Source organism: Stenotrophomonas sp. 57, assembly GCF_030291075.1.
GTDB lineage: Bacteria > Pseudomonadota > Gammaproteobacteria > Xanthomonadales > Xanthomonadaceae > Stenotrophomonas.
In genome coordinates this window covers 1,252,649-1,279,398 of the sequence record NZ_CP127407.1, presented here as the reverse complement: position 1 = coordinate 1,279,398, position 26,750 = coordinate 1,252,649, and the positions used below count along the sequence as shown (strand labels likewise).

The following is a 26,750-nucleotide window of genomic DNA, read 5'->3' as shown; positions in this document are numbered from 1 at the left end:
GCATCGGTCGCGTTGAGGCAGACGCGACAGACGGAATGCTAAGGATGTATCAGCCCACCTTGTCGGGTCGCCGCCTGGCATGCAGGAAGCTAGCGAAATCGTCGTCCCCAACGTCCTTAGCCTCCGCTTCTGGATCCCCCTCTTCCACGCTCGCCCCTGCACCAATCAGCGCCTCGGCGACCTGACACTTCGCCTCGAAATCGAGCTCCAAGTCACGGGCCAGCCAGACCAAGGGAGGCTGATCCTCATCGTCGTCTGTGTAGGTATACGCGTCCGGGTCCAGGCCGGCAGCCAAAAGCGCCCTCACAAGCTCCACATCCCCCATCACGCAAGCGTTATGCAGCTGGGGATACATCAGTGACCGCCCGCGCTCCTGGACGCTTTCTGGCAGCGCCTTCACTGCGTCCAGCATCTCATCGAAGCGCTCACGGAAGGCCTCACTTCCGCTGTAGAGGTCGTCGAAGCCCATGGCGGCTGCAATGTCTGTGTGCATATGATTCTCCCTCTGACGTTGTAGGACCATTACCTAGCCTAGTGCTACGCGCTGCGGCATCGGCTAAGGCAAGACCGCGCGCTGTCCATGAAACAGACCCGTAGTCGCCTCAACCGGGTCTGTTCCCCAATTCACGACCCTTCTTTGTCTCGGGCGAAAGGCCGCACGGACACACCCATCGCATCCCCTGGCGCCCAACGCGCCTCCAGATCGCTGGCCCGCTGGGCTGCCTGGGCTTCGCGAAGTTTTTGCATAACTATCTGAAGCACGTTGGCGTAGGCGGCATGGTAGGGCTCACGCGTCTCCCCGTTGACCCAGGGCGCCTGCAAGGCCTGCTCGACTGTGGCATCCCATAAATCGCCCCGTTCAAGTGCACCGCTCAGCACATCGTCACTCACCACCAAGACATGACCGGCCACTTGGCCGTCCACCAATGCCCACTCATGGGGAACCACGGCAATGTCATCGAGCGTGGCCAGCGATGCGATGCGCCCCAACTTCTTCTGCAGCCGGCTTGCATCGTCCCGCGCCTGCCGCAAGGCCAATTCGATTTCCAGCTCACGGACCCGTTGCTGGGCCGCGTCCAGTTCGTCGATCAGGCGACGCTCTTTGACACTGCGCCCCACGCGTGAGGCCTGCCAAGCGACAAGTTCGGTGTAGGGGTAACGAACATGCTCGTTCGCCCCTCCACCAGCACGGCCGGCCCCTTTCACGAAGGGCGGCCCTGCAGGAGGCGTTCGACGGCGCCACTCTCCAAGCGTGTCGAAGTGGACTCCCAGGTAACGCGCCGCTGCCTTGGTGCTGATCGTCGGAGGCGGCAAGCCCGCGGCGGCTTTGTTCAGCTCAGCATCCAGTGCCGCAGAGCGCTGCTCCAGGTAGTCCTCTTCTTTACGCTGGCATTCCATTGGGTCGCTCCTTACTGGGCGTCGCGCCGGTTTCTTGCTGAGAAAATGGAGACTGGGGCATCGCCGGCCTCGTCCAGCCGAGGCTTGTCCGTTCCCTTCAAGCGATTCCAGACGCGAGGACTGGTCGCGACCATGTGCTCTTCCACGCGGCCCATGGCCTCGCGCAGCTTTGACCATTCTTGCTCGGTGTAGCGTTCGGAGACAGCGGCCATGCGATCTTCGCCGCGGCCCAACGTCCTGTGGTGGAGCAGTTGGGACACGATCCGGCTCTCGCCAAACAATAGGGCCGCGTAGCGACCGAGCGTGCGACGCAGGTCGTGGATGGTCAGACCGATGTCGACCTCTGCCCGCAGATCGAGCAACCCCGCGTCCCGACGCACGTTCGCCACGATGCTCTTGCTGTCCGAGTAGTGCCCCGTCGTGCTGCGATCTGATCGGGCCGGGAACACGAACATGGTTTTGGCCAGCGCGCGGCGTGACCTCTCCACCTCTTTCTCCAGCCGGTCGAGCAGATCCCGGCGTGCACGCCTGGCTCGGGCGGCGCCCAGCACTTCTTCCGCGTCCGCCAAGTCTTGCTTGAGCTTGGTTTCGTCCGCGCGCTCGTCGAACCGCCGCTGCAAAATCTTTTCAGCAAAGTAGGCCACCGGCAGGTAGCGCTCCTCACCGTTCTTGGTGTCAAACAGGTAGACCTGAGAGCCCGCTCGCCTCGTGTAAGGGTTGACCTCATCCGGTGCTGCCAACCAGACCCAGGACACTTCCGACTGGCGCAGCTCGCCCGGGGAGCACCGGTCAAACCAGCGCAGGGGAGCGGCCTCGCCGCGGCGGGTGCCCCAGAGCAGGGTCAGCAGCAGGTAGTCCGCGCCGGTGGCGTTCAAGCCACCTTGCTCGTCCCGCCGAGCCAAGATCACCTTCAGGACCGTGGGCAGCGTCTCGTCCCCCAACGGGTTGCGCACTTCCGCGCGCTCGTAGTGCCGGCGCAGTGCTTGCGAGTCCCGCAGCATGTCGTCGTCGTGGATGACTTGGAACGGGTTGTAACGCAGCACCGGCTCCCGCTGCTGCTGGGCCGCCGCTTTGCGTTCCCGCTTCAGCGCCAGGTCGACCGCCCTCTTCGCGTCTGTGAACGCGTGCTCGGTCGACGCCAAACCGGCCGCTTTGACTCGCTGGATGTACTTCCCGGTCACGCCCAACGCTTCGAGCTGTTGCGTGGAGAGCTCGGCCCAATCCGGTTGATCAGCCAGCGCTTGGCGCATCGGGGTGGGGATCCGGTTGGAGCGCACCATGGACGATCGCCGCAAGCTGTCGAACGCACGGTGGATGTCCTTGTCCAAAAGCTGAAGGATCGGTTTTTCCGCCAGCCCTACTTCTGGGCGGGCAAACCGCGCCAGGCTGTCCTGGATTGCCCGGATGCTGGCGGGCTTGGCTTTCTTGTTGCGCACGCGCTTCTGCAGGTCCTCAACGTAGGCCGCAAAGCAGTCCGCCAGCGTGAGCCCCTTCAGCTCAACCAACTGCTCGGCTCGGGCCTCCTCTTTCGAAGGATGCTCGCCCGTCTCCCGAACCACGGCCAATTTCCGCCGGGCCAACTCGTAGGCTTGCTCCGGTCCGATGTCGGTGACGCTGCCCAAGGAGAACCGACGAACCCCGGCCGGGCCTCGGACCACGACTTCGTAAGTGGTGCGGGTGGTGCCCACGTAGAAGCCAAAGCCCGTTGGCGCGCCCTGATTGCCGTCCAGGACGCGGTAAGGCTTTCCGGCGTCTCCGGACAGTCGAGGGGCGATGACCACCCTTCCCTGCTTGCCTTCGACCGGGCCTTTGGCCACGCTCAACTCGCAGATTTGCCGGTAGGTCAGCTTAAACTTGGTGCCTCGGCGGCGCGGGGCCTCTGCCTGCGCCGTAACAACCGTATCCATGGTCGATCCGCCGTCTGTCCGTCGCAACATCGATTTGATCCTCTTTGAGTGACTAGCGCAACCGCGGCGCAACGAAGAACCCCGTTACTTGCCGCAAGTGGCCTGGATTGATCGCTACAACCCGTAGGAAGTTCTCTTGCAAACCACTGATTCAAAAGCGAAACCGTCTGCATCGAAGGCCAGCGCAGAGCACACGCCCCTCATGAAGCAGTTCTTCGCAGCCAAGTCCGACTATCCGGACCTGCTGCTGTTCTTCCGCATGGGCGACTTCTACGAGCTGTTCTACGACGACGCCCGCAAGGCCGCACGCCTGCTCGACATCACCCTGACCCAGCGCGGCAGCTCCGGCGGCGCGCCGATCCCGATGGCGGGCGTGCCGGTGCATGCCTACGAAGGCTACCTGGCGCGGCTGGTGGCGCTGGGCGAATCGGTGGCCATCTGTGAACAGATCGGTGACCCGGCGCTGGCCAAGGGCCTGGTCGAGCGCAAGGTCGTGCGCATCGTCACCCCTGGCACGGTCACTGACGAGGCGCTGCTGGACGAGCGCCGCGACACCCTGCTGATGGCCCTGTCGCGCAGCAAGCAGGGCTACGGCCTGGCCTGGGCCGACCTGGCCGGTGGCCGCTTCCTGGTCAACGAAGTGGAAACCGACGACGCGCTGGAAGCCGAACTGGCCCGCCTGGAACCCGCCGAGCTGCTGGTACCCGACGAGGAGAACTGGCCGGAGTTCCTGCGCCAGCGCACCGGCGTGCGCCGGCGTGCACCGTGGCTGTTCGATGCGGACAGCGGCCGCCGCCAGCTGCTGGCCTTCTTCAAGCTGCATGACCTCAGCGGTTTCGGCATCGACGACAAGCCGCGCGCCACCGCCGCGGCCGGCGCCCTGCTCGGCTATGTCGAGGAAACCCAGAAGCAGCGCCTGCCGCACCTGACCTCGATCGCGATGGAAACTGCAGGCGAGGCGATCGCGATGAACGCCGCCACCCGCCGCCATCTGGAACTGGACACGCGTGTTGACGGCGATACCCGCAATACCCTGCTGGGCGTGCTCGACAGCACGGTGACGCCGATGGGCGGCCGCCTGCTGCGACGCTGGCTGCACCGCCCGCTGCGCCTGCGCGAGGTGCTGGTGCAGCGCCACCACGCGGTGGAGACCCTGATCGACCGCGGCAGCGACGCCGACATCCGCGAACAGTTCCGCCGCCTGGGCGATCTGGAGCGCATTCTCACCCGCGTGGCGCTGCGCTCGGCGCGCCCGCGCGATTTTTCCACCCTGCGCGATGGCCTGGGCCTGCTGCCGGCGGTGCGCGAGGTGCTGGCGCCGCTGGATTCGCCACGCCTGCAGGCGCTGCACGCCGCATTGGGTGAGCACGACGAGTGTGCGCACCTGCTGGCCAGTGCCATCGCCGACATGCCACCGCTGAAGCTCAGCGATGGCGGCGTGCTGGCCGATGGCTTCGATGAAGAGCTGGACGAGTTGCGCCGCCTGTCCACCCATGCCGACCAGTTCCTGGTCGACCTGGAACAGCGCGAGCGCGAAAGCAGCGGCATCGCCAGCCTCAAGGTCGGCTACAACCGCGTGCACGGCTACTACATTGAAATCAGCAAGGGCCAGTCCGACCGCGCGCCGGTGCACTACACCCGCCGCCAGACGCTGACCAATGCCGAGCGCTACATCACCGAAGAACTGAAGGCGTTCGAGGACAAGGTCCTGTCCGCGCGCGACCGTTCGCTGTCGCGCGAGAAGTACCTGTACGAGCAGCTGCTGGATACGCTGGGCGGGCAGCTGGAACCGTTGAAGCAGTGCGCCGCTGCGCTGAGCGAACTGGACGTGCTGGCCGCCTTCGCCGAGCGCGCGCAGGCGCTGGACTGGGCGCGCCCGGAACTGCAGGCCGAGCCCTGCCTGAAGATCGAACGCGGCCGCCACCCGGTGGTCGAAGCCGTGCGCGAACAGCCGTTCGAGCCGAACGACCTGGACCTGCATCCGGACCGTCGCATGCTGGTGATCACCGGCCCGAACATGGGCGGCAAGTCGACCTACATGCGGCAGAACGCGCTGATCGTGCTGCTGGCCCACATCGGCAGCTTCGTGCCGGCCAGCCGTGCGCTGATCGGCCCGATCGACCGCATCCTGACCCGCATCGGTGCCGGCGACGACCTCGCGCGCGGGCAGTCGACCTTCATGGTCGAGATGGCCGAGACCAGCTACATCCTGCATCACGCCACCGCGCATTCGCTGGTGCTGATGGACGAGATCGGCCGCGGCACCTCCACCTACGACGGCCTGGCACTGGCCGATGCGGTGGCCCGCCACCTGGCCTACCAGAACCGCTGCTACACGCTGTTCGCCACCCACTACTTCGAGCTGACCGCGCTGGCCGACGAACAACACGAGGGCGGCCGCAGCGGCATCGCCAACGTGCACCTGGACGCGGTCGAGCATGGCGAAGCGCTGGTGTTCATGCACGCGGTGAAGGACGGCCCGGCCAACCGCAGCTTCGGCCTGCAGGTGGCCGCGCTGGCCGGCCTGCCACGAGCGACCGTGGCGCAGGCCCGTCGCCGCCTGGCCGAGCTGGAGCAGCGTGGCGGTGAAAGCCACGCCGCCGAATTGGCGCCGCAGGCGCTGGATGCCCCGCAGCAGTTCGGCCTGTTCACCGCACCGACCAGCAAGGCACAGGAAGCGCTGGCCACGATCGATCCGGACGAGCTGACCCCGAAGCAGGCGCTGGAAGCCCTGTACCGGCTGAAGGCGCTGCTGTAAGCGCAGCGCTGCGGGAGGCCTTGGGCCCGGGGAGTTTCCCCGGGCTGATGAAAGACTCCGCGAATCCGATTCTGCATTTCAATTGACAGAATCTATCAACCTGAACGGATCATTCGATTATTCATTTCATCTGGCCCTAGCTACAGTCGAGTGAAGATGTTTCCAAGTCTTCACCGCCACCAGGAGCCAGCCGATGAGCCAGTCCGACAACAACAACGCCAAGTGCCCGTACCACACCGCCCCGTCGCCGGAGCAGGGCGCCGAGCAGCAGCGCGAGCTGAGCACCACGCCCAGGCAGAAGCATGGCGATGACCAGGTCACGCCGATGACCACGGCCTTCGGCGCACCGGTGGTGGACAACCAGAACAGCAAGACCGCCGGCCCGCGCGGCCCGCTGCTGATGGAAGACGTGTGGCTGCTGGAGAAGCTGGCCAACCTCAACCGCGAGATCATTCCCGAGCGCCGCATGCACGCCAAGGGCTCGGGCGCATTCGGTACCTTCACCGTCACCCACGACATCAGCAAGTACACCCGCGCCAAGCTGTTCGAGAAGGTCGGCAAGCAGACCGAGATGTTCGCCCGATTCACCACCGTGGCCGGTGAGCGTGGCGCCGCCGACGCCGAGCGCGACATCCGCGGCTTCGCGCTGAAGTTCTACACCGAAGAAGGCAACTGGGACCTGGTCGGCAACAACACGCCGGTGTTCTTCCTGCGCGACCCGCGCAAGTTCGCCGACCTCAACAAGGCGGTCAAGCGCGATCCGCACACCAACCTGCGCAGCGCACGCAACAACTGGGATTTCTGGACGCTGCTGCCCGAAGCCCTGCTGCAGGTGACCGTGGTGATGAGCGACCGCGGCATCCCGCGCAGCTTCCGCCACATGCACGGTTTCGGCTCGCATACCTACAGCTTCACCAACGCCGACGGCGAGCGCTTCTGGGTGAAGTTCCACTTCGTCAGCCAGCAGGGCATCGAATCGCTGACCGACGCGCAGGCACAGATCCTGGTCGGCCATGACCGCGAAAGCCACGGCCGCGACCTGTTCGCCGCGATCGAGAAGGGCGACTTCCCGAAGTGGAAGCTGTTCATCCAGGTCATGCCGGAACTGGAGGCGGAAACCTACCGCGTGCACCCCTTCGACCTGACCAAGGTGTGGCCGAAGAGCGACTACCCGCTGATCGAAGTGGGCCAGTTCGAACTGAACCGCAACCCGGTCAACTGGTACCAGGACGTGGAGCAGTCGGCATTCGCACCGAGCAACCTGGTGCCGGGCATCGGCCCGTCGCCGGACAAGATGCTGCAGGCACGCCTGTTCGCCTATTCCGATGCGCAGCGCTACCGCCTGGGCGTGAACCACCACCAGATTCCGGTGAACGCCGCACGTTGCCCGGTGCACAGCAACCACCGTGACGGTGCGATGCGCGTGGACGGCAACTACGGTGGCCTGCCGCACTACGAGCCGAACAGCTACGGCCAGTGGCAGGAGCAGCCGGAGTACCGCGAGCCGCCGATGAGGATCCGCGGCGACGCCGACTTCTGGAACTTCCGCGAAGACGACGCCGACTACTTCAGCCAGCCCGGTGCGCTCTTCCGCAGCTACAACCAGGCGCAGAAGGACCGCCTGTTCGCCAACACCGCCCGTGCCCTGGGCGATGCGCCGGACTTCATCAAGCAGCGCCACATCGACAACTGCAGCAAGGCCGACCCGGCCTATGGTGCCGGTGTCGCGGCCGCGCTGAAGGCGCTGGCCAGCCAGCCGTCGGATCCGTTCAAGCCGGCGCAGCCGGAAGCCGACTTCCCCACCGCGACCCCGGGCGCCGAAGACATCGAGCTCTGATCGCCCTGTCCCCTATACGGCACGCCGCCTCCCCGTGAGGCGGCGTCGCCGTTTTAACGGTCCGCGTCGTATCGTCTGCACGCCCAACCCCAATCAAGGAGCCCCCTGATGAGCCTGACCGATGAACTTCTCTCAAAGTTGCAGGGCGCCCCGCTTCAGCAGGTGTCGCAGCAGCTCGGCATCAGCGATACCCAGGCGTCCGGTGCGATCAGCGCCGCGCTGCCGGTGTTGATGGGAGCACTGGGCAACAACGCCTCGCAGCCGCAGGGCGCACAGGCCCTGCTCGGGGCATTGCAGAACAACCACAGCGGCCTGGACCTGGGCAGCGTGCTCGGTTCGGTGCTGGGCGGCGGTGGCGGTGGTGCCGCCAGCGACGGCGCTGGCATCCTCGGCCACATCTTCGGCGGCAGCCAGCAGAAGGTGGAAACCGGCCTGGCCCAGGCCACCCAGCTCGACAGCGGCCGCACCAGCCAGCTGCTGCAGATCCTCGCCCCGATCGTGATGGCCTTCCTCGCCCAGCGCCTCGGCGGTGGCCAGGCCGATGCCGGCTCGCTCAGCCAGGCGCTGGGCCAGGAAAAGCAGCACGTGCAGCAGCAGGGCGGTCTCGCGGGCGGGCTGCTTGGCAGCCTGCTGGACCAGGACGGCGATGGCCAGTTGGGTGTGGGCGACCTGCTGAAGCTGGGCGGCAACCTGCTCGGTGGCAAGCGCTGACCGGAGGTGTCGCCGGGCATGGCCCGGCGTCTTACCGGTTGCCCGCCTTCAGCCGCTCCAGGATCGGTGCGAACACCGGAGCTTTCATTGAACGCGGCGGCGCCACGGTCTTCCCCTTCTCCTGCGCCTGCCAGTACGACCACGGCAGCGGACTGTCGCCCAGCTCGTAGTCCATGCCATCCCAGCCATCCTCACGGAAGGCGTAGAAGGCCCAATGCACCTTCTCCTGCTCCAACACCTGCAGCACGTCCTGCAGGTAGCGGCGGCAGTCGGGCCAGCGCCGCATGCAGCCGAACTCGCCAACCACCATGCGGTTGGCGCCCACGCCATGCGTCTTCGCCCAGTCCATCGGCTGCTGCAGGTAGCTGCGGACACGCGTGGCGTCCCAGCGTTCGCTGCGTTCGCCAAATGGCACCACGCCCGGGTAGCGATACGGCGTGGTGCGCTTCTGGTTTGGCGCGCTGGTGGCGACGTACGGCTCATACATGTGCACGCTGTACAGCAGTTTCGAGTCCGCCAGCGGCGCCGGCCAGTAGTTGAAACCGTCCGCAGCGGCGTACCAGCCGGCATCCAGCATCAACGGCATGTCCGCATCGACCTCGCGGATGCTGGCGATCAGTTCCGAATAGAAACGACGCAGATCGCGCGGCCCATCCTGTACACCGGTGTACCACCGGCGCATGGCCTCTGCCGAAGCATGCTCGGCCAGGCCAGCACCGTATTCGGGAACCGGTTCGTTGATCAGGTTGTAGGCGGCCAGCGCGGGATGGCCCTTCAATGCCGTGGCGAGGTCGCTCCAGAAGCGCCGGGCCGGCACGTGATTGTCGAAGGACTGCCACAGGCGCGGGTCGACCTTGTCGCCGTTGTGCTGCTTCCAGCGCAGCAACGGCAACGACAACGGAGTCAGCACCACGTTCAGCCCTGCCGCGTCGGCATCATCCAGCACCCGGCGCAGCGTGGCCAGGTCGGCCGGAACCAGGCCGCGGTAGTCATCGGCATTGCCGATCAGGAAATCACGACCGCCCTGCCCCTTCCACTTGTCTGGTACCAGGCGCACCCAGGTCGCGCCGGTCGCGCGCAGGGCATCGAAGTAGGCCCGATCGGGCGGCGACATGTTCATGCTGTTGCCGCCGCGTTGCGGAGTATCCCAGAAGGTGATGTCGGCGGCGTACACCGGGGCGGCGGCGAGGGTCAGGCACAGCAGGCTGTGGCGCAGGCGCATTGCGATCTTCCATGACAGGATGTTCCGACCCTGCCGGAGGCCTGCCCAACAACGGCTGACCGGAACCTTGCCCGCCGGGCATGGCCCCGCGCTACCGACGGAATCCCGCGCACATGGCATCCGCCATGCATGGCGGATGCGTCACAGCGCGTCGATGTCTCCCAACGCACGGATCAACCGCCGCGCACGCTTGTCCGGCTTGTGCTCCGGCGGCTGGAAGCCGTCGCGCGCGGCGATGCGCAGCGCACGCTGCTCGGCACGGCGCGCCTTCGAGGCCTCGCTCTCCGCATACAGCTGCTGCGCCGCCGGTGCCGGCCCGCGCTGATCGCTCAGGCCCAACACCTGGATCTCGAAATGCTCCTCGCCACGATCCACCTGCAGCTGTTCGCCCACCCGTACCGCGCGCGAGGATTTCGGGCGCTGCCCCGCGACGCTGACCTTGCCGGTTTCGATGGCCTGCTTGGCCAGGCTGCGGGTCTTGAAGAAACGGGCCGCCCACAGCCAGATGTCCAGGCGGACGCTGGGCGACAGCGGGGGAAGTTCATGCATCGATCTGGACTACTCCGGTGGCTTGTTCAGGGGACGTGGATGATCAGGGTCGGTACGGCAGCCGGTGCCGCCGATCAGGGTCGGCACACCCGCAGACAGATCCTGGCGCTGGCTGCCGACCAGGCATTCAGGCCGGTCGGTCGGCCGCACCTGGGTATCGCCCAGCCGGTCACCTGTCGAACATGCGGCCAGTGTGGCGCCGATCAAGGCCAACGCCAGAGCCCGTGTCACCTGCAGTCGTTGATGCATTGCCACATCCCGCAAACCGGCTTGGTGCTAGTGTGCGCCTCCCGGGATTCGATCACCACTCCATGGCCAAAGCGCCGCTTGACCTGACCTCCGGCCCGATCGGCCGCAACCTCCTGTTGTTTTCGCTGCCGATCCTGGCAGGCAACATCGCGCAGTCGCTGAACGGGTCGGTGAATGCGGTCTGGGTCGGACGCTTCCTCGGCGAGGCGGCACTGACCGCCACCGCGAATGCCAACAACATCATGTTCTTCCTGATCGGCTCGGTGTTCGGCTTCGGCATGGCCTCGACCATCCTGATCGGCCAGGCCATCGGCGCACGCGACATCGCGCAGGCGCGGCGCGTGGTCGGCACCAGCGCCACCTTCTTCATCGGCCTGTCGGTGATCATCGCCATCGCCGGTTGGTTCACGGCGCACCCGCTGCTGGCGGCGATGGGCACCCCGGCCGCCTCGCTGCCGCTGGCCGAGGCCTACCTGCGGATCATCTTCCTGGCGATGCCCACGCTGTATGCGTTCGCCTTCCTCACCGCCGCGCTGCGCGGTGCGGGCGATTCGCGCACGCCGTTCCGCTTCCTGCTGGTGTCGGTGGCGCTGGACATCGTGCTGAACCCGGTGCTGATCTTCGGTATGGGGCCGTTCCCCGCGCTGGGTATCGCCGGTTCGGCCTGGGCCACCCTGGTGGCGCAGACGCTCTCGCTGGCCGGCCTGCTGCTGTACATGCGGCACAAGCGCCACACGCTGTGGCTGGGCCGCGCCGACATGCGCCTGTTCAAGCTCGACCTGACCATCCTGAAGGCACTGGTGCTCAAGGGCGTGCCGATGGGCCTGCAGATGGTACTGATCTCGCTGTCGGTGATCCTGCTGATGACCATGGTCAACCAGTACGGCACCGATACCGGCGCCGGTTATGGCGCCGCGCTGCAGCTGTGGAATTACCTGCAGATGCCGGCGATGGCGATCGGTGCAGCGTGTTCGTCAATGGCCGCGCAGAACGTCGGTGCGCAGCGCTGGGATCGTGTGCGCGGCACCGCGCGCCAGGGCGTGCTGTTCAACTTCCTGCTGACCGGCGCACTGATCCTGCCACTGGTGGTGTTCGACCGGCAGCTGCTGGCCCTGTTCCTGCCACCGGCCAGCCAGGCGCTGGATATCGCCCGCCACCTCAATCACGTGGTGATCGGCTCGTTCCTGTTCTTCGGTGTCAGCTTCGTCATCTCCGGCGTGGTGCGCTCCACCGGCGCGGTGATCCCGCCGCTGCTGATCCTGGCCGGCTCGCTGTGGGGCGTGCGCGTGCCGTTTGCCGAACTGCTGCAGCCGTACTGGGGCGCCAATGCGATCTGGTGGAGCTTCCCGGTCAGCTCGTTCGTGTCGATGCTGCTGTCGCTGGCGTATTACCGCTGGGGCGGCTGGCGCAAGGCGAAGATGATCGGCAAGCCCTCGCACGCCGAGGAACTGGCCACGCCGTCGGAGATTCCGGCCTGCCCGCCATCACCGGTGGCCGATCCGGATGCGGCGCTGGATGTCACTCCGCCGCGATGAGGTGGGTGCGAACCGTTGGCCCGCACAGGCATAGCCTCCCAGCCGAGCGTGGGCTCGGCGCTACAGGAAGCGGTCAGCGTTTCTTCTTTGCGGCGTTGAACTTCGCGGCTTCCCGCAACAACGCCTTCAACGCCGCGGCATTGGGCATCGCACCTTCATGGATGTCGATCGCACGCCGCGTGTTGCCGTCCAGGCTGGCGTTGAACAGGCCCTTCGGATCGGCCAGCGCCGCACCGTTGGCGAAGGTGAGCTTCACCGCCTGCCTGTAGGTCTCGCCGGTGCACAGGATGCCGTTGTGCTCCCACACCGGCGTGCCACGCCACTTCCAGGTTTCCTGCACGTCAGGCAACGCCTCATGGATCAATGCACGCACGCGGGCCAGGGTTTCGCCGCGCCAGTCGCCCAGCTCGGCGATGCGGGCGTCGATCAGGGTGGAGGCAGGAGTGCCCGCGTCGGCGGGATCAGGCGAATGGGGAGCCATCAGCGGTTCTCGTCGGCAAGGAGATCGTAACGGTGGACTTACATGCGTTCGCCAGGCAATGCAGCCGCCTGGCGCACCCAGTCGAGGAACTGTGCCTCATCCCGCACGCCATCCTGCTCGATGTGCAGGTAACGCGCATCGGCACTTCTGGACGGCTCCGGCGGCACCGGCGTCAGTGCGGCGCCTCGAAAGAACGCCACCTTGATGTAGCCGGTGAAGCAATGGACGCTGAGGAACCAGCCTTCGCCCGGGGCCACCGCGTACATCGGCGAATTCCACTTCACGGCCTTGTGCACGCCCGGGACGGCCTGTTCGACCAACGCATCCAGCTGTTCGCCGATCGGACGTTTCCAGCCAGGCATGGCGGCAATGTACGCCTGCACCGGGGCATTGCCCTCGCCCTTGGCGATCTGCGGGTTGCCGCCGGACAGCAGCGTGGGTGCGGCGGAGGGTGCGGTTCGCTTGGCAGGCATCGCACAGCACCTCCATCGGGATGATGCCGGCAGCCTAGCGCGACGCGCGCCTGTCGGTCACGGCGCGGTGCGCCATCGGTTCAGTCCGCCTGCCCCGCGCGGAACTGGCGCCACTCCGGCAGCTTGCGGTGTCGACGCAGCGAGCGCATCAGCGCCGCCATCACCACGCCGAACAGCGCACCGGCCAACAGCCCGGCCACCAGCAGCAACGCCAGCGGGCGTTCGCTGCCCTGCCACAGCATCAGCCACATCAGCGCGGCCCAGAACAGGCCGAACAGCAGGCCCTGCACCAGCGCATTGATGCCGAAGCCGGCGAGGATCGGTGGCGGCAGGGCAATGCCCAGGCGCCACAGCAGGCGGTGCAGCAGCGGCGCCGACTGCACGCGCGCCAGCCCCCTGCCGTCGAGAAAGCGCAGCGCCGACTGGATCGCAACCGGATAGCGCGGGTTGACGTCGTTCATCCGCTGATCGTGGCCGATGCGATGCCGGAAACGCAAACGGCCACCCGAAGGTGGCCGTCGCGGCAACAACCGAAGTTGTTTATCAGGCCTTTTCGGCCAGACGGGCAGCCTTGGCGGCAGCCGCGGCAGCCAGGTCTTCCTTGATGCGGGCAGCCTTGCCTTCCAGGCCACGCAGGTAGTACAGCTTGCCGGCGCGGACCTTACCACGACGCTTCACTTCGACCGAGTCGATGATGGCGCTGTGGGTCTGGAAAACGCGCTCGACGCCGTAGCCGTGCGAGATCTTGCGGACGGTGAACGAGGAGTTCAGGCCGGCGTTCTTGGTGGCGATGACGACGCCTTCGTAGGCCTGCACGCGCTCGCGGCTGCCTTCCTTCACCTTCACGTTGACGACAACGGTGTCGCCCTGGCTGAACTTCGGCAGTTCACGGGTGATCTGGGCGGATTCGAATTCCGCGACGATGGACTTGTTCAGCTTGCTCATGGGTTACACCGATTCTTGTTCGGGTGGGCGTGTCGTGTCGACAACGTAGGCTCATGCAGTCACCGGACTGTGCTGCACGTTTGTTGTGGGTATTGCGCGCGCCGGCCGTGGCTGGCGGTAATTGGTCATGATAGCCGATAAAGCCAGCCCTGCGCTAGGGGTTGGCCTTCTGTTTCCGGGCCTGGCGGCCCTGTTCCAGCAGTTTGCGGTCGGCCTTGCCCAGCGCCTGTTCATCCAGCAGGTCCGGGCGCCTCTCGGCGGTACGGACCAGCGACTGCTGACGGCGCCAGGCAGCGATGGCCGCGTGGTTGCCCGAGCGCAGCACATCCGGCACATCACCCAGCGGATGCTGGGCCGGCTGGCTGTAATGCGGGCAGTCGAGCAGGCCAAGGTCACCCTCGAAGCTGTCCTGCGCCGCCGATTCAGCGTCATTCAGGGCACCGTCCTGCAGCCGGGCCACGGCGTCGATGATCACCGCCGCACCCAGTTCGCCGCCGGACAGCACGTAGTCGCCGAGGGAAATCTCCTCGTCGACGTTGGCCTCCAGGAAACGCTCGTCGATGCCTTCATAACGGCCGCAGAGCAGGACCAGGCGCGGCAATGCCGCCAGTTCCCGCACCTTGGCCTGGGTCAACGGCGCACCCTGTGGGCTGAGGTAAATCACCCGCGCCGGGGTCGGATCAGCATCGCGGATCGCCTGCAGGCAGGCCTGCAGCGGCTCGATCAGCATCACCATGCCCGGGCCACCGCCGAACGGACGGTCGTCCACCCGGCGGTAGTTGCCTTCGGCGTAATCACGGGGGTTCCAGCCATGCAGGCTGAACAACCCCTTCTCCTGCGCGCGCCCGACCACGCCCAATCCAGCGGACTGGGCGAGGAACTCGGGAAACAGGGTGATGACGTCGAAACGCATGCTCACACTCAGAACTCGGGATCCCAGTCGACCACGACCAGGTTGGCCTCGAAGTCGACCGATTTGACGAAGTCCGGCTGCACGAACGGAATCATCCGCTCACGGTCACCCCGGACCACCACCACGTCATTGGCGCCGGTGCTGAACAGGTGTGAGACCTGGCCCAGGGCAACGCCCTCGGTGGTCTTCACATCCAGGCCTTCCAGGTCCACCCAGTAATACTCATCGGGCTTCGGCGGCGGCAAGGCACTGCGGGCCACGTAGATCTCGGTGCCGCGCATCGCTTCGACCGCATTACGGTCCTCGACGCCGGGGAAACGGGCGACCAGGTGCTTGCCGCTGTCGCGGCCACGCACACCTTCAATCGTGGTTTCCACGCCTGACGGGCTGCGCACGATCCACGGCTGGTAACGGAAAATGGCGGAACGTGGCTCGGTCCAGGACTCGAGCTTGATCTCGCCGCGCACACCAAAAGCGCCGACAACCCTGCCCAGCAGGATGCGGCGCTCGATATCTTTCATCTGCTTCAACCAGGAGGGCCACGCCGAAGCGTGGCCCGTCAGGATCAGGCCGCAGCGGCCTGGGACTTGGCCGCTTCCTTGATCAGGTTGCGGACCTTGTCGGTCGGCTGGGCGCCGTTCTTGACCCAATGGTCAACGCGGGCCAGGTCCAGCTCGATGCGCTTCTCGCCGCCCTGGGCGACCGGGTTGTAGAAACCAACGCGCTCGATGTTGCGGCCGTCGCGCGCGCTGCGCACGTCGGTGACGATGATGTGGTAGAACGGACGCTTCTTGGCGCCGCCGCGGGTCAGTCGAATCTTGACCATGGTGTTTTTCCTATTGCCCAGTCGCCAGGATGGCGAGGTAAGCGGGCGATTATAGCGGCAGAGCCCGGCCGAGCCAACCCCGGGGGTGAACTTCCGGGGTCAGGTCCCTTTTGCGGCGCAGAAGGGATCTGACCCGAATCTGTCCCAACACACCGCCGCCAGCACCGCCCTTGCCTGTTCAGCCAAGGCCTGCGAGCCGGGCAGGACATGCCCGTCAATGGCCTCCAGCGCCCACAGGCCGCTGGCATTGCAGGCAAAAGCCGCCTTCACGCCGGCCAGACCGGCCAGCCGCAGCGGCTGCGTCAACTGCGCGCCGGGCCAATGCTGCTTCAGCAGCGTCTCGGCGATCCCGCGCAGCGCCGGCGCCTGCGGCCAGAGCAGCCGTTCACCATCATGCACGGCCAGATTCCAGGTGCTGCCCTCGCTCACGTCGCCATCGGCGGTCACGAACAGCACATCGTCGAATCCTTCCGCCATCGCCGCACGTCGCTCGGCAAACAGGCCGAACGTGCCCACGTGCTTGATCTGCGGCAATTCACGCTGCCAGACCACGCTGCGTACACGCTTGGCCGCCGTCAGCGTCACCGGCGCGGACACCGCCACCAGCACGTCCACCGGCACCGCCGCCAGCGGATTGCGGAAATCGAAGTGGCGCGAGTACACCGTCACCCGCAGCGAGGCATCGGCCTGCCGGGCCTGCTGCAGTGCCTGCGCCATCCAACCCCGCACCTGCGCCGTATCCAGTGCGCTGCCGAACAGCTCGCGCGTGGCCTGCGACAGCCGCGCCAGATGCAGGTCCAGGCCCTGCACGGCGTGGTTACGCACCTGCAACGAGGTGAAATGGCCGTAATTCACCAGCGCGGGCAACACATCCTCCACCTGCGCCGGCTGGCCGTTGCAGGTCAGCGTCATCGCAGCAGTGCCTGCGCCTGTTGCCACATGTCGCGCAGCACGTCGGCGGCGGGTGCTGCCGGCGCCATCCACGCCGACTGCCCGGCCCAGGCCTGCATCGCCGCCAGGCGGTTTTCCTGCGCCGCCTGCCTGCGCATCGGCGCGGTCAGGGCACGCTGCACCGGGTACGGACGTGGCGCCGGGGCACCCTCCGCGGCAGCGGCGCGCACATACGGCGTGGCCAGGCCACGCCCCAGCCGACCACTGAAGGCGCGGGTCGGCCAGGTGTCTTCCGGTTCGCTGGCGGCCAGCCCGTCGGCCCATGCCGAGGCGATCGCTGCTTCGGGCGTGCGCAGGAAGGCCGTACCGATCTGCACGGCACTGGCCCCCAACGTAAGCGCTGCAGCGATGCCGCGGCCATCGGCGATGCCACCGGCGGCGATCACCGGAATCTGCAGGTGATCGGCCAAACGCGGCAGCAGCGCGAACAGACCCACCAGCTGGCGCTCGGCCAGGCTCGGGTCGAACGCACCGCGATGACCACCGGCTTCGGCGCCCTGCGCCACCACCGCGTCGGCGCCGGCGTCCTGCGCGGCGCGCGCTTCGGCCAGCGTGGTCGCGCAGGCGATCCAGGCGATGCCGGCGTCCTTCAAGTGCTGCACGTGGCGCGGCGACAGCACGCCCATGATGGTCGAGGCCACCGCCGGGTGCGCGGCCAGCAAGGCAGCGAACTGTTCGTCGAAATCGACCGGCGTGGCATCGGCGGCACTGGCGGGCACGTCCGGGCCCCATTGCGCGAGGAATGCGCGGCTGGCAGCTTCGGCGGCGACATCACGGGTCGGTGCCGGATCCGGCACCCACAGGTTCACCTGCGCCGGGCCGGTCGAAGCGGCGCGGAAATCGTCCATCCAACGACCGATATCCGCCGATGACGACAGCACCGCGCCCATCGCCCCCATGCTGCCGGCGTTGGCCAGCGCAGCCGACAACGGCACCGGGCAGGCACCGGCCATCGGGGCCAGCAGGATTGGAACGGAAACGCCAAAGCGCCGGCAGAACGCCTCGACGCGGGAAGCTACGGCGGAACTCTGCATGACGGCCCATCGTTTCTGACAGGCCCCCATGGTGCGCGCAGGACGGGGGTGGCGTCGAGCCCGTTGCCCGACCGCCTGCTGCGGCGCTTGCGCCGCCGCCCGAGCGTGGGCTCGGGCGCTGCATCACACTGCGACCGGGGCCGTCATCAACGGAACGGCATGCCACGGCCGCCCATGGCGCCCATCATGCCCTTCATGCTGCGCAACATGCCCTTCATGCCGCCGCCGGCCATCTTGCTCATCATTTTTTCCATCTGCATGTACTGCTTCATCAGCTTGTTGACGTCGGCCGGGGTCACGCCCGAGCCCTTGGCGATGCGCGCGCGGCGCGAGCCGTTGAGCAGGTTCGGGTTGCGCCGTTCCTTCTTGGTCATCGAGCCGATGATGGCGATCATGCGCGGCACTTCCTTGCCCTGGCTGACCTGCTGCTTCAGGTGGTCGGGGATGTTGCCCAGGCCCGGCAGCTTGTCCATCAGGCCGCCGATGCCGCCCATGTTCTGCATCTGCTCAAGCTGGTCACGCATGTCGTTCAGGTCGAACTTCTTGCCCTTGGCGACCTTCTCGGCCAGCTTGGCGGCCTTGTCCTTGTCGACCTGCTGCTCGACCTGCTCGACCAGCGACAGCACGTCGCCCATGTCGAGGATGCGGCTGGCGATACGGTCCGGATGGAACACATCCAGGCCTTCCGGCTTTTCGCTGACACCGACAAACTTGATTGGCTTGCCGGTGATGTAGCGCACGCTCAGCGCGGCACCGCCACGGGCGTCACCGTCGGTCTTGGTCAGCACCACGCCGGTCAGCGGCAGGGCATCGCCGAAGGCCTTGGCGGTGTTGGCCGCGTCCTGGCCGGTCATGGCGTCGACCACGAACAGGGTTTCGGCCGGGTTCACCGCCGCGTGCAGGGCCTTGATCTCGGCCATCATCGCTTCGTCGATGGCCAGGCGGCCGGCGGTATCGACCAGCAGCACGTCGACGAACGACTTGCGTGCATCGTCGATGGCGGCGCGGACGATGGCCTCCGGCTTCTGGTCGGCGCTGGACGGGAAGAACAGCACGCCGACCTGCTCGGCCAGGGTCTTCAGCTGCTCGATCGCGGCAGGACGGTACACGTCGGCCGAGACCACCATCACCTTTTTCTTGCGCTTTTCCTTCAGGTGCTTGGCCAGCTTGCCCACCGTGGTGGTCTTGCCGGCACCCTGCAGGCCTGCCATCAGGATGATGGCCGGGGCCGGAACATTCAGGTTCAGGTCGCTGGCTTCAGCACCCATCACCGCGGTCAGCTCGTCGCGCACGACCTTGATCAGGGCCTGGCCCGGGGTCAGCGACTTCAGCACTTCCTGGCCGACCGCGCGCACCTTGATGCGCTCGATCAGCGCCTGCACCACCGGCAGCGCCACGTCGGCTTCGAGCAGCGCGATGCGGACCTCGCGGGTCGCCTCGCGGATGTTCTCTTCGGTCAGGCGGCCACGGCCACGCAGGCGCTCGATGGTGCCGGAAAGGCGCTGGGTCAGGGACTCGAACATGCGGCGCAACCTGTCTGAAAGCGGGGGACAATAAGGCAGACAGTATAACGGGTCCGCCCCTGTCCCCGGGCTGCGGCGCTGCGGCCGTCGCCACCACCGCAGGGGTATGCGAAACTGCAACGATGACAATCGTTCTCATCGCCGTCCTGCTGTACCTGGCTGCCAGCGCCCTGCTGGTGCGCGCGCTCGGCCGCGATGGGACCGCTGGTGCGCCTGCCTGGCTGTGGCCGGCCCTGCCGGCGATGGTGCTGCATGGCGGCTACCACGTGATGGTGGCGATGCGCACCAACGGCGGGCCGGACATGCACTTCTTCGCCGCGCTGTCGCTGGTCGGCCTGGGCATGGCCTGGCTGACTTCGCTGGTCGGTGCGCGCGGGCGGATGTCGGCGCTGGGCGTGGTGGTGTTTCCGCTGGCCGCGGTACTGCTGCTGGCCTACCACGGCTACGGCCACGAACCGAGCAAGGTGCTGGGCTGGCGCCTGGCCACTCATGCCTGGCTGGCGCTGCTGGCCTACGCGACGCTGAGCATCGCCGCGCTGCTGGCGATCATGCTGTGGCTGCAGGAGCGTGCATTGCGCCGTCGTGAGTTCCGCCCGTGGCTGCGCGCACTGCCGCCGCTGGCCGACCTGGAATCGCTGCTGTTCCGGGTCATCACCGTCGGCTTCGCGCTGCTGACCCTCACCCTGGTCACCGGGGTGCTGTTCGTCGACGACCTGCTGGCGCAGAAGCTGGTGCACAAGACCGTACTGAGCGTGCTGTCGTGGCTCGTGTTCGGCGTGCTGCTGGTCGGCCGCCGTCGCTACGGCTGGCGCGGGGTGAAGGCGGTGCACTGGACGCTGTCGGCGATGCTGTTGCTGCTGCTGGCCTTCTTCGGCAGCCAGTTCGTGATCGAACTGGTGTTCGGGCATTCGCGATGAAGGCGTGCCGACCGACGGTCGGCACCCGCCCAACATCACCTGGTAGTGCGGGCCGCTGGCCGGCAACGGGAACGCATCATGCGTGGATGCCGTACGCGATCAAGGCAGCGGCTGGGCCAGGATCTTCCGCACCGAACGACCACTGTTGGTGACGATGTCATCAACCTGCCAGCACCCCTGCCCGTGGCGCACCATTGGCAGGCGGGTCAGGTAGGCCTTCTTCCACACCGAATAGCGCATCTCGACCTGGCCGGCGGAGGCCGAAGCTTCCTTCCAGCTGTAGCGCACCGGGGTTTCGATGTCACCGTCCTGCGCATCCAGCCACGGATCCGAATCGATTGTGCAGATGCCCTCTTCGCGCTGCTGGCAGGCGCGCTCTCCACGCAGTGCCTTGCCGAAGGCAGGGCTGACCAGCGCCGGCGGCGGCTCCAGCAGATCACCGTTGCCCGTCGTTGCCTCGTAGAAGGCACGGGCCACCGCCTCTGGTTCCTGGCAGGCGGGCGCGGCCTGTGCGGCTGGCGCCAACAGCAGGCCGGCAATCAGCAACATCCCTGTCTTTCGCATGTCCAATTCCTTTGGTCGTGATGGCGATCTGTTGTAGAGCCGAGCCCATGCTCGGCTGCGTTCCAGCATAAGCCGAGCGCAGGCTCGGCTCTACTTACAGCCCGTAACGCTCGATCACGTCCAGGTGCGGCTGGCGATCCTGGTCGCAGGCTTCTGCCAGGCGCAGCCAGCAATGCGGATGCGGCCACGCTGCGGTGTGCTGCTGCAGGAAACGGTGCAGCGCCAGCGGCGCATGGTCCTGCGGCTGGGCCACGGTGAACAGCAGGCCGGGCAGCGTACCCTCTTCCACATCGGGGTCGGTGACGGTGTAGTCCGGCCGGCTGTGTGACCACACCTTCCACCCCTGTGCTTCGGCCGCCTCGACGAAGGCATTCCAGGCCTCTTCGCCCGGGTGCGCGCCATCGATCATCCAGCTGCGGGCGAAGCCGCCGCGCTCCAGGACATGCACCTGCGCATAAGTCGGGATGAAATGCTCGCGCGCCTCTTCTTCCTCCGGGGCCGGATGCACCAGCGCCGCATCGAACACCACCCAGTCACCCACCTGCTGGGCGCGGTTGGACGGCGCGTTCTCGACGATGCGCGCGGTCACCGGACCGCTGCGACGGGCGTAGTACTCCATCGGTTCGCCGTTCTCTTCGCTGCGGATGATCACCCATCCCCACGGCTCTTCGACCACGCCGTCCTGGCTGGACAATTCCATGCCGATCGCTGCCGCCGAACGGCGCACCGCGTCCCAGTCACGCGCCGCGCTGGCGGCACTCATGTGGTCCCAATGCGCGGCGTTGGGTTCCTCCAGCAGCTCCACCAGCTGCGCATAGCAGGCCTGTGCCTCGCTGAAGCGGCCGGTTTCCATGTACATGCGCGCCAGCGTGCCGCGCGCGCCGTGCGAGCCCGGAGACAGCTCCAGAAGCGATCGGGCCGCCTGCTCCAGCGCCGGCCAGTCGGACACGCGGCGTGCACGCTGCACCTCGCACCAGTGGGCGAACACCGGCACGCTGCCGCGATAGAGATCGGCCAGCTGGCGCAGTCCGTCGTCGTCGCCCTGTTCGGCCAGCCAGCGCATCAGCGTGTAGGCGGCCGGGCCATCGTGCTGCGTATGGCCGCGCACGAATCGCCACAGCAGCGACCGCGCCTCGGCCTGCGCGCCGCAGGCATTCAGTGCCGAGGCGGCCATGTCGGCCAGCGCCTCGTCATCGGGCAGCTCGGCATGCGCCTGCAGCAACCACTGCGCTTCGCGCTCGGGATCGCGCGACTGGTTCTGCTCGCCCTGCGCGTCCAGCCATGCCAGCAGCTCGCCCGCCGGCACCGGCAGTGGCGCGACGTCCGGCAACGCGTCGATGCGCGCGGCCAGGCCTGCCACCAGCGCCGCAGCACCCCGATCCTGGCGCAGCTGCATCAGATGGGTGCGGGCCAGTTCCAGCTGCCGCAGTGCGACCCAGCGCGCGCCACGCTGCAGCGCCAGCTCCAGGCTCAGTGCCGCCACCTCGATCAGCAGGCGGTGCGAACCTACCCGTGCGAAGTGCTCGATGATGGTGTTGAAGCGCGTGCCCAGATCCCAGGTATTGCGTTCAGGGGCGCGCTGGCACAACGCAGCGGCGGTGTTTGCCCACAGCCGCCAGTAGTTCGGGGTCAGCTCGCTCCACGGCACCAGCTGCTGCAGCGCCTCTTCGTCGCGGCCCAGCTGGGCCAGCGCCCAGGCCTTGGACAAGCGACGCGGCACCGTGCAGTTGGCCGGTTCGTACTCCCCGGAGGCTGCCACTTCGGCTTCGCGCTTCTCGATCAGCGCCAACGCTTCTTCGGCACGGCCCATGCCAAGCAGGATCTTGATCTGCATCTCGGGGAAGCTGTCGAACACTTCCTTGCCACAGGCTTCCACGGCATCGGCCTGCACCTGCAGATAGTCCAGCGCCTCCTGGCCACGGCCATCATCGAGCAGGGCATCGGCCTTCTCGCAGCTCAGGCACTGGAAACAGGCCCAGCTCGGATCGATGCGGCCAAGGGTTTCGTCGCATACCTCGACGCGCTCGGGCACCCAGCCCGGGCCATCGATGTTGCCGTAGCAGGCGGCCAGATCCTGGGTCACGCAGATCGACTGCGGGCATTCCAGGGTGTCTTCGCGGTGCGCACGCTCGAACAGCGCGACCGCCTCGCCCAGCGCACTCTCGCCTTCAACGCGGTTGCCGACGCGGTTGCGCAGCGCCCAGTGGCCGACGTAGACGTCGACCCACGGATTGTCCAGCGCCTTGCCCAGCGCACGTGCTTCGGGCAGCAGTGCATCGACGCGGTCGACGCGCAGTTCGCTCACCTCGTCGGCGAGCCGGTTGAGCAGGTGCGCGTTCTGCGCCTGGCCTGCCTGGCGCAGGTCACCCTGCAGTTTTTCGACCCAGTTCCAGATGTCCATGGGGTAAGTGCTCCTGTCTAGCGAAGGCTGGATGAGAGGGGGCGGTGCTCAGCGCAGCATCTGCTGCAGGGCACCGGCGATATCGGTAAAGGCACCGTTGAGGTCCGGGCCGGACGTGGCAGTCGCACGGGCCAGCGGACGGCCCTGCGCGGCGACGATGATCTTCAGCGAACGCAGCAGGCGTGCTGCGGCTTCGGCCTGCGGGTGGCCGTCCCGCTGGGCACGCAACAGTGCCTGCACGGCCGGATTGTCGAGGTTGAGGTACAGCCGCGACGGCGCGCGCGATTCGATGCGCGCGGTGAACTGCCGGGCCAGGCGCAGCGCCGCCATTGAAACGCGCTTGTCGTTCTCGTCGTCTTCCAGGCGCTGCTTCAGTTCGGCCTCACGGTCGGGCACCACCACCACCGGCAGCGCCTCCGGGCTGAAGCGTGCCGGCAACAGCTGTTCGCCGTCACCGAGCTGCTCGTGCAGCCATGCCAGCTGCGTCTCGTCGAGGCTGTCGTCGCTGCGGAACAACGCACGGTTGCCCTGCTCGGTGCCCAGTTCAACCAGGCGCAGGCCCTTGGCCTGGGCCCAGCGGCGCAGGAACGGCACCACCGCATAGCGATGGCCGTGCGCCACCGGCACGCCCATCGCACGGAACAGCATTTCCTCGAAGCCGCCGCCATTGTCGAGGATCACATGCACGGCGCCGCGCGCCGGCAACGCGCTGGCCGGCAGGTCACCCTGTGAGGTCGGCACGCGCACGTGTTCCAGCAGCAGGTCGAACAGGCGGTCATCGCACAGCGCTGCGCCGAGCAAGGCCTCATTGTGCCGCGTGAGAACGCGTCGCCACGCCTCCGGCTGCTGCCGCGCGACGTCGGCCAGGCCGTCGATCAGCGCTTCCAGCAGTGCGTGCTGCACGGCGCGGTACTGGTCGTCGCGCTGCAGGTCCTCGCGGCTGGCGGTGGGCGTCAGCCGCGAGGATTCGATCACCCCGCCAATGAATCCCGCCCAGGGCGGCAACAGGTCGCGGGCGTCATCGTCCAGCAGCATGCCACGCACGAACACCGACAGGTTGCGGTTGTCGCTGGTGCCATAGGTCGCCCCGTCCTGCACCCACAGCAGGCCGGTGGCATCACTGTTGCCATCGGCACGCAGCGGCACGGTGACGATCGGCTCGAAATCATGCTCGAAGCGCGCGGCGAACTGCAGCGCCTGGCGCCGCGCCTGCACCGGATGCAGGGCAACATCGCCCTGGCTACGCCACGGCGGCGGCTCGGGATTGAGCGCCTCGGCCGCACCACCGATGAAGATCGGTTCGGACAGCAGCGCGCAGTAGCGGCCCAGCACCTCGTGCAGGCGCGCCTCGTTGGCCAGCGGCAGGAAGTCCGGATGCAGCTCCAGCTCCACCTCGGTACCGACCGCGCGTGCCGGCACTTCACTGACGGTGTACTGCTCGGCGTTGCTGGACACATACAGGTGCCCCAGATCCGGCGTCTGGTACGAGGTGGTACGCACGCTGACCTTGCGCGCCAGTACGAAGGCGGACAGGAAGCCGAGGCCGAACATGCCGATCAGGCCTTCGTCGTCCTCGCCGCCCTGGCGCAGGCCACGGGTGTAGCCGACGCCGACGGTGGCCAGGTAGTCGTGGATTTCTTGGCGGGTCAGGCCGGCACCGGTGTCGGTGATGCGCAGCACGCCGGCGACGGCATCCACCTGCACCGAAATGCGCGACGGCACCTCGACCCCGGGTTGCTCGATGCGACGGCGGATGATCGAGTCGTGCGCGTTCTGCACCAGCTCACGCAGCGCCACCACCGGGGTGGAATACAGATGCTTGCCCAGCACCGTCATCAGTCCATTGAGATCGACCCCGGCACGACGGATCTCGGCGTTGGGGGCGGTGAGCGCGGTGTCCTGCATGTAATCGTTTACTCCTGGGCACGGAAAGGCGCCAGAGGGCGCCTTCGTCGAGCGGGAAAGCTAGCACAGGGAAGCTGACCGTTGCCGTGCACACCGCCGCATTCCGCACGCGCGAAGGCAACGCCGGGCCATGCCCGGCGGGTGCGCGGCAGGCATCACGCCGCGTCGATGGCCTCGGACAGGCGCTCCACCGCGATCACTTCCATGCCTTTCACCGATCCGCCCTTGGGCGCATTGGCCTTGGGCACGATGGCGCGCTTGAAGCCGTGGGTGGCCGCCTCGCGCAGGCGGTCTTCGCCATTGGGCACCGGGCGGATCTCGCCGGACAGGCCAACCTCGCCAAAGGCGATCGTTTTTTCCGCCAGCGGCCGGTCCTGCAGCGAGGACAGCACCGCCAGCAGCACCGGCAGATCGGCGGCGGTCTCCTGCACACGGATGCCGCCCACCACGTTGACGAATACGTCCTGGTCGCCGACCAGCACACCGCCGTGGCGATGCAGCACGGCCAGCAGCATGGCCAGGCGGTTCTGCTCCAGGCCGACCGCGACACGGCGCGGGTTCGACAGCGGCGAGGCATCCACCAGCGCCTGCACCTCCACCAGCAGCGGACGGGTGCCCTCGCGGGTGACCATCACGCAGCTGCCCGGCTGATGGGTGCTGCCGCCGGAGAGGAAGATCGCCGATGGGTTGGAGACCTCCTTCAGGCCCTTGTCGCCCATCGCGAACACACCCAGCTCGTTGACCGCACCGAAGCGGTTCTTGAAAGCGCGCAGCAGGCGGAAGCGGCTGCCGCTCTCGCCTTCGAAATACAGCACCGCGTCGACCATGTGCTCCAGCACGCGCGGGCCGGCGATGCCGCCCTCCTTGGTCACATGGCCGACCAGGAACACCGCGGTGCCGGTCTCCTTGGCAAAGCGCACCAGGCGCGCCGCGCTCTCGCGCACCTGGCTGACCGAACCCGGTGCAGCGGTCAGGCTCTCGGTCCACAGGGTCTGCACCGAATCGGCCACGATCAGCCGCGGGCCGGCCTTGGAGGCGTGCTGCAGGATCGACTCGACACCGGTCTCGGCCAGCGCGTTGACGCCATCCAGTGGTAGTTCCAGCCGGTGCGCGCGGCCGGCCACCTGCGCCAGCGACTCTTCGCCGGTGACGTACAACACCGGTAGTTCGGCGGCCATCTTCGCCACCGCCTGCAGCAGCAGAGTGGACTTGCCGATGCCCGGGTCGCCACCGACCAGCACCACCGCGCCTTCGACCAGGCCACCGCCGAGCACGCGATCAAACTCACCGATACCGGTACTGACCCGGCGGTGCTCGGTCTGCTCCACGTCCTTCAGCGCGGTGATCTTCGGCGGATCGATCTTGCCGGCCCAGCCGGCCCGGCGCGACGCCGGCGCCTTGGCCGCCGCCGCGCTCTCCAACACGATTTCCGACAGCGAGTTCCAGGCGTTGCACTCGGTGCACTGGCCCTGCCACTTGCTGAATTCGGCGCCGCATTCATTGCAGACGTAGGCGGTGCGGGCTTTTGCCATCGGATGATTTCCAGCAACGGGAACAGGCGTGGCAGGATAGCCGAGCCGGGTCGCAGGTGCTGCGACCGCTCAAGTCCTGCCCACCCGCGCCGATAGGGGTCGCGGGCGTGCGCCTTGCG

General features: G+C 67.2%; 25 protein-coding genes. 5 read left to right on the top strand and 20 right to left on the bottom strand.

Annotated elements, in window-relative coordinates; genetic code table 11:
- Positions 1–49: 49 nt before the first annotated feature.
- The 3 genes from QP512_RS05875 to QP512_RS05865 form a co-directional block, all read right to left on the bottom strand.
- Positions 50–493, bottom strand: coding sequence for a hypothetical protein (locus QP512_RS05875; protein WP_286071309.1), 444 nt, complete (start codon positions 491–493; stop codon positions 50–52).
- Positions 494–624: 131 nt separating this feature from the next.
- Entirely contained in the window at positions 625–1,398 is a 774-nt protein-coding gene (locus tag QP512_RS05870) for a nucleotide-binding protein (protein WP_286071308.1), read from the bottom strand.
- 11 nt (positions 1,399–1,409) lie between these two features.
- Positions 1,410–3,305 carry an integrase gene (locus QP512_RS05865; RefSeq protein WP_286071307.1) on the bottom strand — a complete coding sequence of 632 codons (1,896 nt, stop codon included), beginning with the start codon at positions 3,303–3,305 and terminating at the stop codon, positions 1,410–1,412.
- 202 nt (positions 3,306–3,507) lie between these two features.
- On the opposite strand from QP512_RS05865, the gene mutS reads away from it, so the two are divergent.
- The 3 genes from mutS to QP512_RS05850 all read left to right on the top strand — a co-directional run bounded on the left by mutS (position 3,508) and on the right by QP512_RS05850 (position 8,611).
- On the top strand, positions 3,508–6,063 hold the full coding sequence (gene mutS / locus QP512_RS05860; RefSeq protein WP_286071306.1) for a DNA mismatch repair protein MutS: 2,556 nt from the start codon (positions 3,508–3,510) through the stop codon (positions 6,061–6,063).
- A gap of 325 nt (positions 6,064–6,388) precedes the next feature.
- Positions 6,389–7,900 (top strand): catalase, encoded by a 1,512-nt coding sequence (locus QP512_RS05855; RefSeq protein WP_286071996.1) that lies wholly within the window; start codon positions 6,389–6,391, stop codon positions 7,898–7,900.
- Between the two features lie 108 nt (positions 7,901–8,008).
- Positions 8,009–8,611, top strand: coding sequence for a DUF937 domain-containing protein (locus QP512_RS05850; protein ID WP_286071305.1), 603 nt, complete (start codon positions 8,009–8,011; stop codon positions 8,609–8,611).
- Positions 8,612–8,642: 31 nt separating this feature from the next.
- Here the strand turns inward: QP512_RS05850 and QP512_RS05845 are convergent, their stop codons facing one another.
- The 3 genes from QP512_RS05845 to QP512_RS05835 all read right to left on the bottom strand — a co-directional run bounded on the left by QP512_RS05845 (position 8,643) and on the right by QP512_RS05835 (position 10,631).
- A complete protein-coding gene (locus tag QP512_RS05845) occupies positions 8,643–9,833 on the bottom strand; it encodes a cellulase family glycosylhydrolase (protein WP_286071304.1) in 1,191 nt (396 codons plus the stop codon).
- A 141-nt stretch (positions 9,834–9,974) separates the two neighbouring features.
- Positions 9,975–10,382: an RNA-binding S4 domain-containing protein gene (locus tag QP512_RS05840; RefSeq protein WP_099552426.1), complete on the bottom strand. Its 408-nt coding sequence runs from the start codon at positions 10,380–10,382 to the stop codon at positions 9,975–9,977.
- Between the two features lie 9 nt (positions 10,383–10,391).
- Entirely contained in the window at positions 10,392–10,631 is a 240-nt protein-coding gene (locus tag QP512_RS05835; protein ID WP_111203361.1) for a hypothetical protein, read from the bottom strand.
- 62 nt (positions 10,632–10,693) lie between these two features.
- On the opposite strand from QP512_RS05835, the gene QP512_RS05830 reads away from it, so the two are divergent.
- Complete coding sequence (locus tag QP512_RS05830; RefSeq protein ID WP_286071303.1) at positions 10,694–12,166, top strand: MATE family efflux transporter; 1,473 nt, start codon at positions 10,694–10,696, stop codon at positions 12,164–12,166.
- A 73-nt stretch (positions 12,167–12,239) separates the two neighbouring features.
- On the opposite strand, the gene QP512_RS05825 is transcribed toward QP512_RS05830, so the two are convergent.
- From QP512_RS05825 to ffh, 10 genes are all read right to left on the bottom strand, one after another.
- Entirely contained in the window at positions 12,240–12,647 is a 408-nt protein-coding gene (locus QP512_RS05825) for a DUF1801 domain-containing protein (protein ID WP_286071302.1), read from the bottom strand.
- A 38-nt stretch (positions 12,648–12,685) separates the two neighbouring features.
- Positions 12,686–13,120 carry a DUF1801 domain-containing protein gene (locus tag QP512_RS05820; RefSeq protein WP_286071301.1) on the bottom strand — a complete coding sequence of 145 codons (435 nt, stop codon included), beginning with the start codon at positions 13,118–13,120 and terminating at the stop codon, positions 12,686–12,688.
- 80 nt (positions 13,121–13,200) lie between these two features.
- Positions 13,201–13,581, bottom strand: coding sequence for a DUF6404 family protein (locus QP512_RS05815; protein WP_286071300.1), 381 nt, complete (start codon positions 13,579–13,581; stop codon positions 13,201–13,203).
- A gap of 82 nt (positions 13,582–13,663) precedes the next feature.
- Entirely contained in the window at positions 13,664–14,065 is a 402-nt protein-coding gene (rplS, locus tag QP512_RS05810; protein WP_005408597.1) for a 50S ribosomal protein L19, read from the bottom strand.
- A gap of 154 nt (positions 14,066–14,219) precedes the next feature.
- On the bottom strand, positions 14,220–14,978 hold the full coding sequence (gene trmD / locus QP512_RS05805) for a tRNA (guanosine(37)-N1)-methyltransferase TrmD (RefSeq protein ID WP_286071299.1): 759 nt from the start codon (positions 14,976–14,978) through the stop codon (positions 14,220–14,222).
- Between the two features lie 8 nt (positions 14,979–14,986).
- The gene (rimM, locus tag QP512_RS05800; RefSeq protein ID WP_286071298.1) at positions 14,987–15,499 is read right to left on the bottom strand and encodes a ribosome maturation factor RimM; all 513 of its coding nucleotides are present in this window, start codon (positions 15,497–15,499) and stop codon (positions 14,987–14,989) included.
- A 44-nt stretch (positions 15,500–15,543) separates the two neighbouring features.
- Positions 15,544–15,804: a 30S ribosomal protein S16 gene (rpsP, locus tag QP512_RS05795; RefSeq protein WP_286071297.1), complete on the bottom strand. Its 261-nt coding sequence runs from the start codon at positions 15,802–15,804 to the stop codon at positions 15,544–15,546.
- A gap of 99 nt (positions 15,805–15,903) precedes the next feature.
- Entirely contained in the window at positions 15,904–16,716 is an 813-nt protein-coding gene (locus tag QP512_RS05790) for an aminotransferase class IV family protein (protein ID WP_286071296.1), read from the bottom strand.
- Entirely contained in the window at positions 16,713–17,789 is a 1,077-nt protein-coding gene (locus tag QP512_RS05785; protein WP_286071295.1) for a nitronate monooxygenase, read from the bottom strand. Before QP512_RS05785 ends, QP512_RS05790 begins: the two co-directional genes overlap by 4 nt.
- Before the next feature lie 146 nt (positions 17,790–17,935).
- Positions 17,936–19,312 carry a signal recognition particle protein gene (gene ffh / locus QP512_RS05780; protein ID WP_014036403.1) on the bottom strand — a complete coding sequence of 459 codons (1,377 nt, stop codon included), beginning with the start codon at positions 19,310–19,312 and terminating at the stop codon, positions 17,936–17,938.
- A gap of 122 nt (positions 19,313–19,434) precedes the next feature.
- Here ffh and ccsA point away from each other — a divergent pair, with 122 nt between their 5' ends.
- Positions 19,435–20,229: a cytochrome c biogenesis protein CcsA gene (ccsA, locus tag QP512_RS05775; RefSeq protein ID WP_286071294.1), complete on the top strand. Its 795-nt coding sequence runs from the start codon at positions 19,435–19,437 to the stop codon at positions 20,227–20,229.
- A gap of 99 nt (positions 20,230–20,328) precedes the next feature.
- Here the strand turns inward: ccsA and QP512_RS05770 are convergent, their stop codons facing one another.
- The 4 genes from QP512_RS05770 to radA all read right to left on the bottom strand — a co-directional run bounded on the left by QP512_RS05770 (position 20,329) and on the right by radA (position 26,631).
- Positions 20,329–20,793: a hypothetical protein gene (locus QP512_RS05770; protein WP_286071293.1), complete on the bottom strand. Its 465-nt coding sequence runs from the start codon at positions 20,791–20,793 to the stop codon at positions 20,329–20,331.
- A gap of 94 nt (positions 20,794–20,887) precedes the next feature.
- The gene (locus QP512_RS05765) at positions 20,888–23,194 is read right to left on the bottom strand and encodes a tetratricopeptide repeat protein (RefSeq protein ID WP_286071292.1); all 2,307 of its coding nucleotides are present in this window, start codon (positions 23,192–23,194) and stop codon (positions 20,888–20,890) included.
- Positions 23,195–23,242: 48 nt separating this feature from the next.
- Complete coding sequence (locus QP512_RS05760; protein WP_286071291.1) at positions 23,243–25,099, bottom strand: ATP-binding protein; 1,857 nt, start codon at positions 25,097–25,099, stop codon at positions 23,243–23,245.
- Between the two features lie 155 nt (positions 25,100–25,254).
- On the bottom strand, positions 25,255–26,631 hold the full coding sequence (gene radA / locus QP512_RS05755) for a DNA repair protein RadA (protein ID WP_014646395.1): 1,377 nt from the start codon (positions 26,629–26,631) through the stop codon (positions 25,255–25,257).
- Between the last annotated feature and the right edge of the window lie 119 nt (positions 26,632–26,750).

Bases quoted from the DNA above. Each gene is read 5' to 3' on its own strand.
- QP512_RS05790 (WP_286071296.1), bottom strand. From the start codon at position 16,716: ATGACGCTGACCTGCAACGGCCAGCCGGCGCAGGTGGAGGATGTGTTG.
- QP512_RS05770 (WP_286071293.1), bottom strand. From the start codon at position 20,793: ATGCGAAAGACAGGGATGTTGCTGATTGCCGGCCTGCTGTTGGCGCCA.
- QP512_RS05870 (WP_286071308.1), bottom strand. From the start codon at position 1,398: ATGGAATGCCAGCGTAAAGAAGAGGACTACCTGGAGCAGCGCTCTGCG.
- trmD (WP_286071299.1), bottom strand. From the start codon at position 14,978: ATGCGTTTCGACGTCATCACCCTGTTTCCCGAGTTCCTCGCCCAGTCC.
- QP512_RS05830 (WP_286071303.1), top strand. From the start codon at position 10,694: ATGGCCAAAGCGCCGCTTGACCTGACCTCCGGCCCGATCGGCCGCAAC.
- QP512_RS05855 (WP_286071996.1), top strand. From the start codon at position 6,389: ATGACCACGGCCTTCGGCGCACCGGTGGTGGACAACCAGAACAGCAAG.
- QP512_RS05760 (WP_286071291.1), bottom strand. From the start codon at position 25,099: ATGCAGGACACCGCGCTCACCGCCCCCAACGCCGAGATCCGTCGTGCC.
- radA (WP_014646395.1), bottom strand. From the start codon at position 26,631: ATGGCAAAAGCCCGCACCGCCTACGTCTGCAATGAATGCGGCGCCGAA.
- QP512_RS05785 (WP_286071295.1), bottom strand. From the start codon at position 17,789: ATGCAGAGTTCCGCCGTAGCTTCCCGCGTCGAGGCGTTCTGCCGGCGC.
- rpsP (WP_286071297.1), bottom strand. From the start codon at position 15,804: ATGGTCAAGATTCGACTGACCCGCGGCGGCGCCAAGAAGCGTCCGTTC.
- QP512_RS05840 (WP_099552426.1), bottom strand. From the start codon at position 10,382: ATGCATGAACTTCCCCCGCTGTCGCCCAGCGTCCGCCTGGACATCTGG.
- QP512_RS05850 (WP_286071305.1), top strand. From the start codon at position 8,009: ATGAGCCTGACCGATGAACTTCTCTCAAAGTTGCAGGGCGCCCCGCTT.
- mutS (WP_286071306.1), top strand. From the start codon at position 3,508: ATGAAGCAGTTCTTCGCAGCCAAGTCCGACTATCCGGACCTGCTGCTG.
- rplS (WP_005408597.1), bottom strand. From the start codon at position 14,065: ATGAGCAAGCTGAACAAGTCCATCGTCGCGGAATTCGAATCCGCCCAG.
- QP512_RS05765 (WP_286071292.1), bottom strand. From the start codon at position 23,194: ATGGACATCTGGAACTGGGTCGAAAAACTGCAGGGTGACCTGCGCCAG.
- rimM (WP_286071298.1), bottom strand. From the start codon at position 15,499: ATGAAAGATATCGAGCGCCGCATCCTGCTGGGCAGGGTTGTCGGCGCT.
- ccsA (WP_286071294.1), top strand. From the start codon at position 19,435: ATGACAATCGTTCTCATCGCCGTCCTGCTGTACCTGGCTGCCAGCGCC.
- QP512_RS05835 (WP_111203361.1), bottom strand. From the start codon at position 10,631: ATGCATCAACGACTGCAGGTGACACGGGCTCTGGCGTTGGCCTTGATC.
- QP512_RS05820 (WP_286071301.1), bottom strand. From the start codon at position 13,120: ATGCCTGCCAAGCGAACCGCACCCTCCGCCGCACCCACGCTGCTGTCC.
- QP512_RS05815 (WP_286071300.1), bottom strand. From the start codon at position 13,581: ATGAACGACGTCAACCCGCGCTATCCGGTTGCGATCCAGTCGGCGCTG.
- QP512_RS05825 (WP_286071302.1), bottom strand. From the start codon at position 12,647: ATGGCTCCCCATTCGCCTGATCCCGCCGACGCGGGCACTCCTGCCTCC.
- QP512_RS05865 (WP_286071307.1), bottom strand. From the start codon at position 3,305: ATGGATACGGTTGTTACGGCGCAGGCAGAGGCCCCGCGCCGCCGAGGC.
- QP512_RS05875 (WP_286071309.1), bottom strand. From the start codon at position 493: ATGCACACAGACATTGCAGCCGCCATGGGCTTCGACGACCTCTACAGC.
- QP512_RS05845 (WP_286071304.1), bottom strand. From the start codon at position 9,833: ATGCGCCTGCGCCACAGCCTGCTGTGCCTGACCCTCGCCGCCGCCCCG.
- ffh (WP_014036403.1), bottom strand. From the start codon at position 19,312: ATGTTCGAGTCCCTGACCCAGCGCCTTTCCGGCACCATCGAGCGCCTG.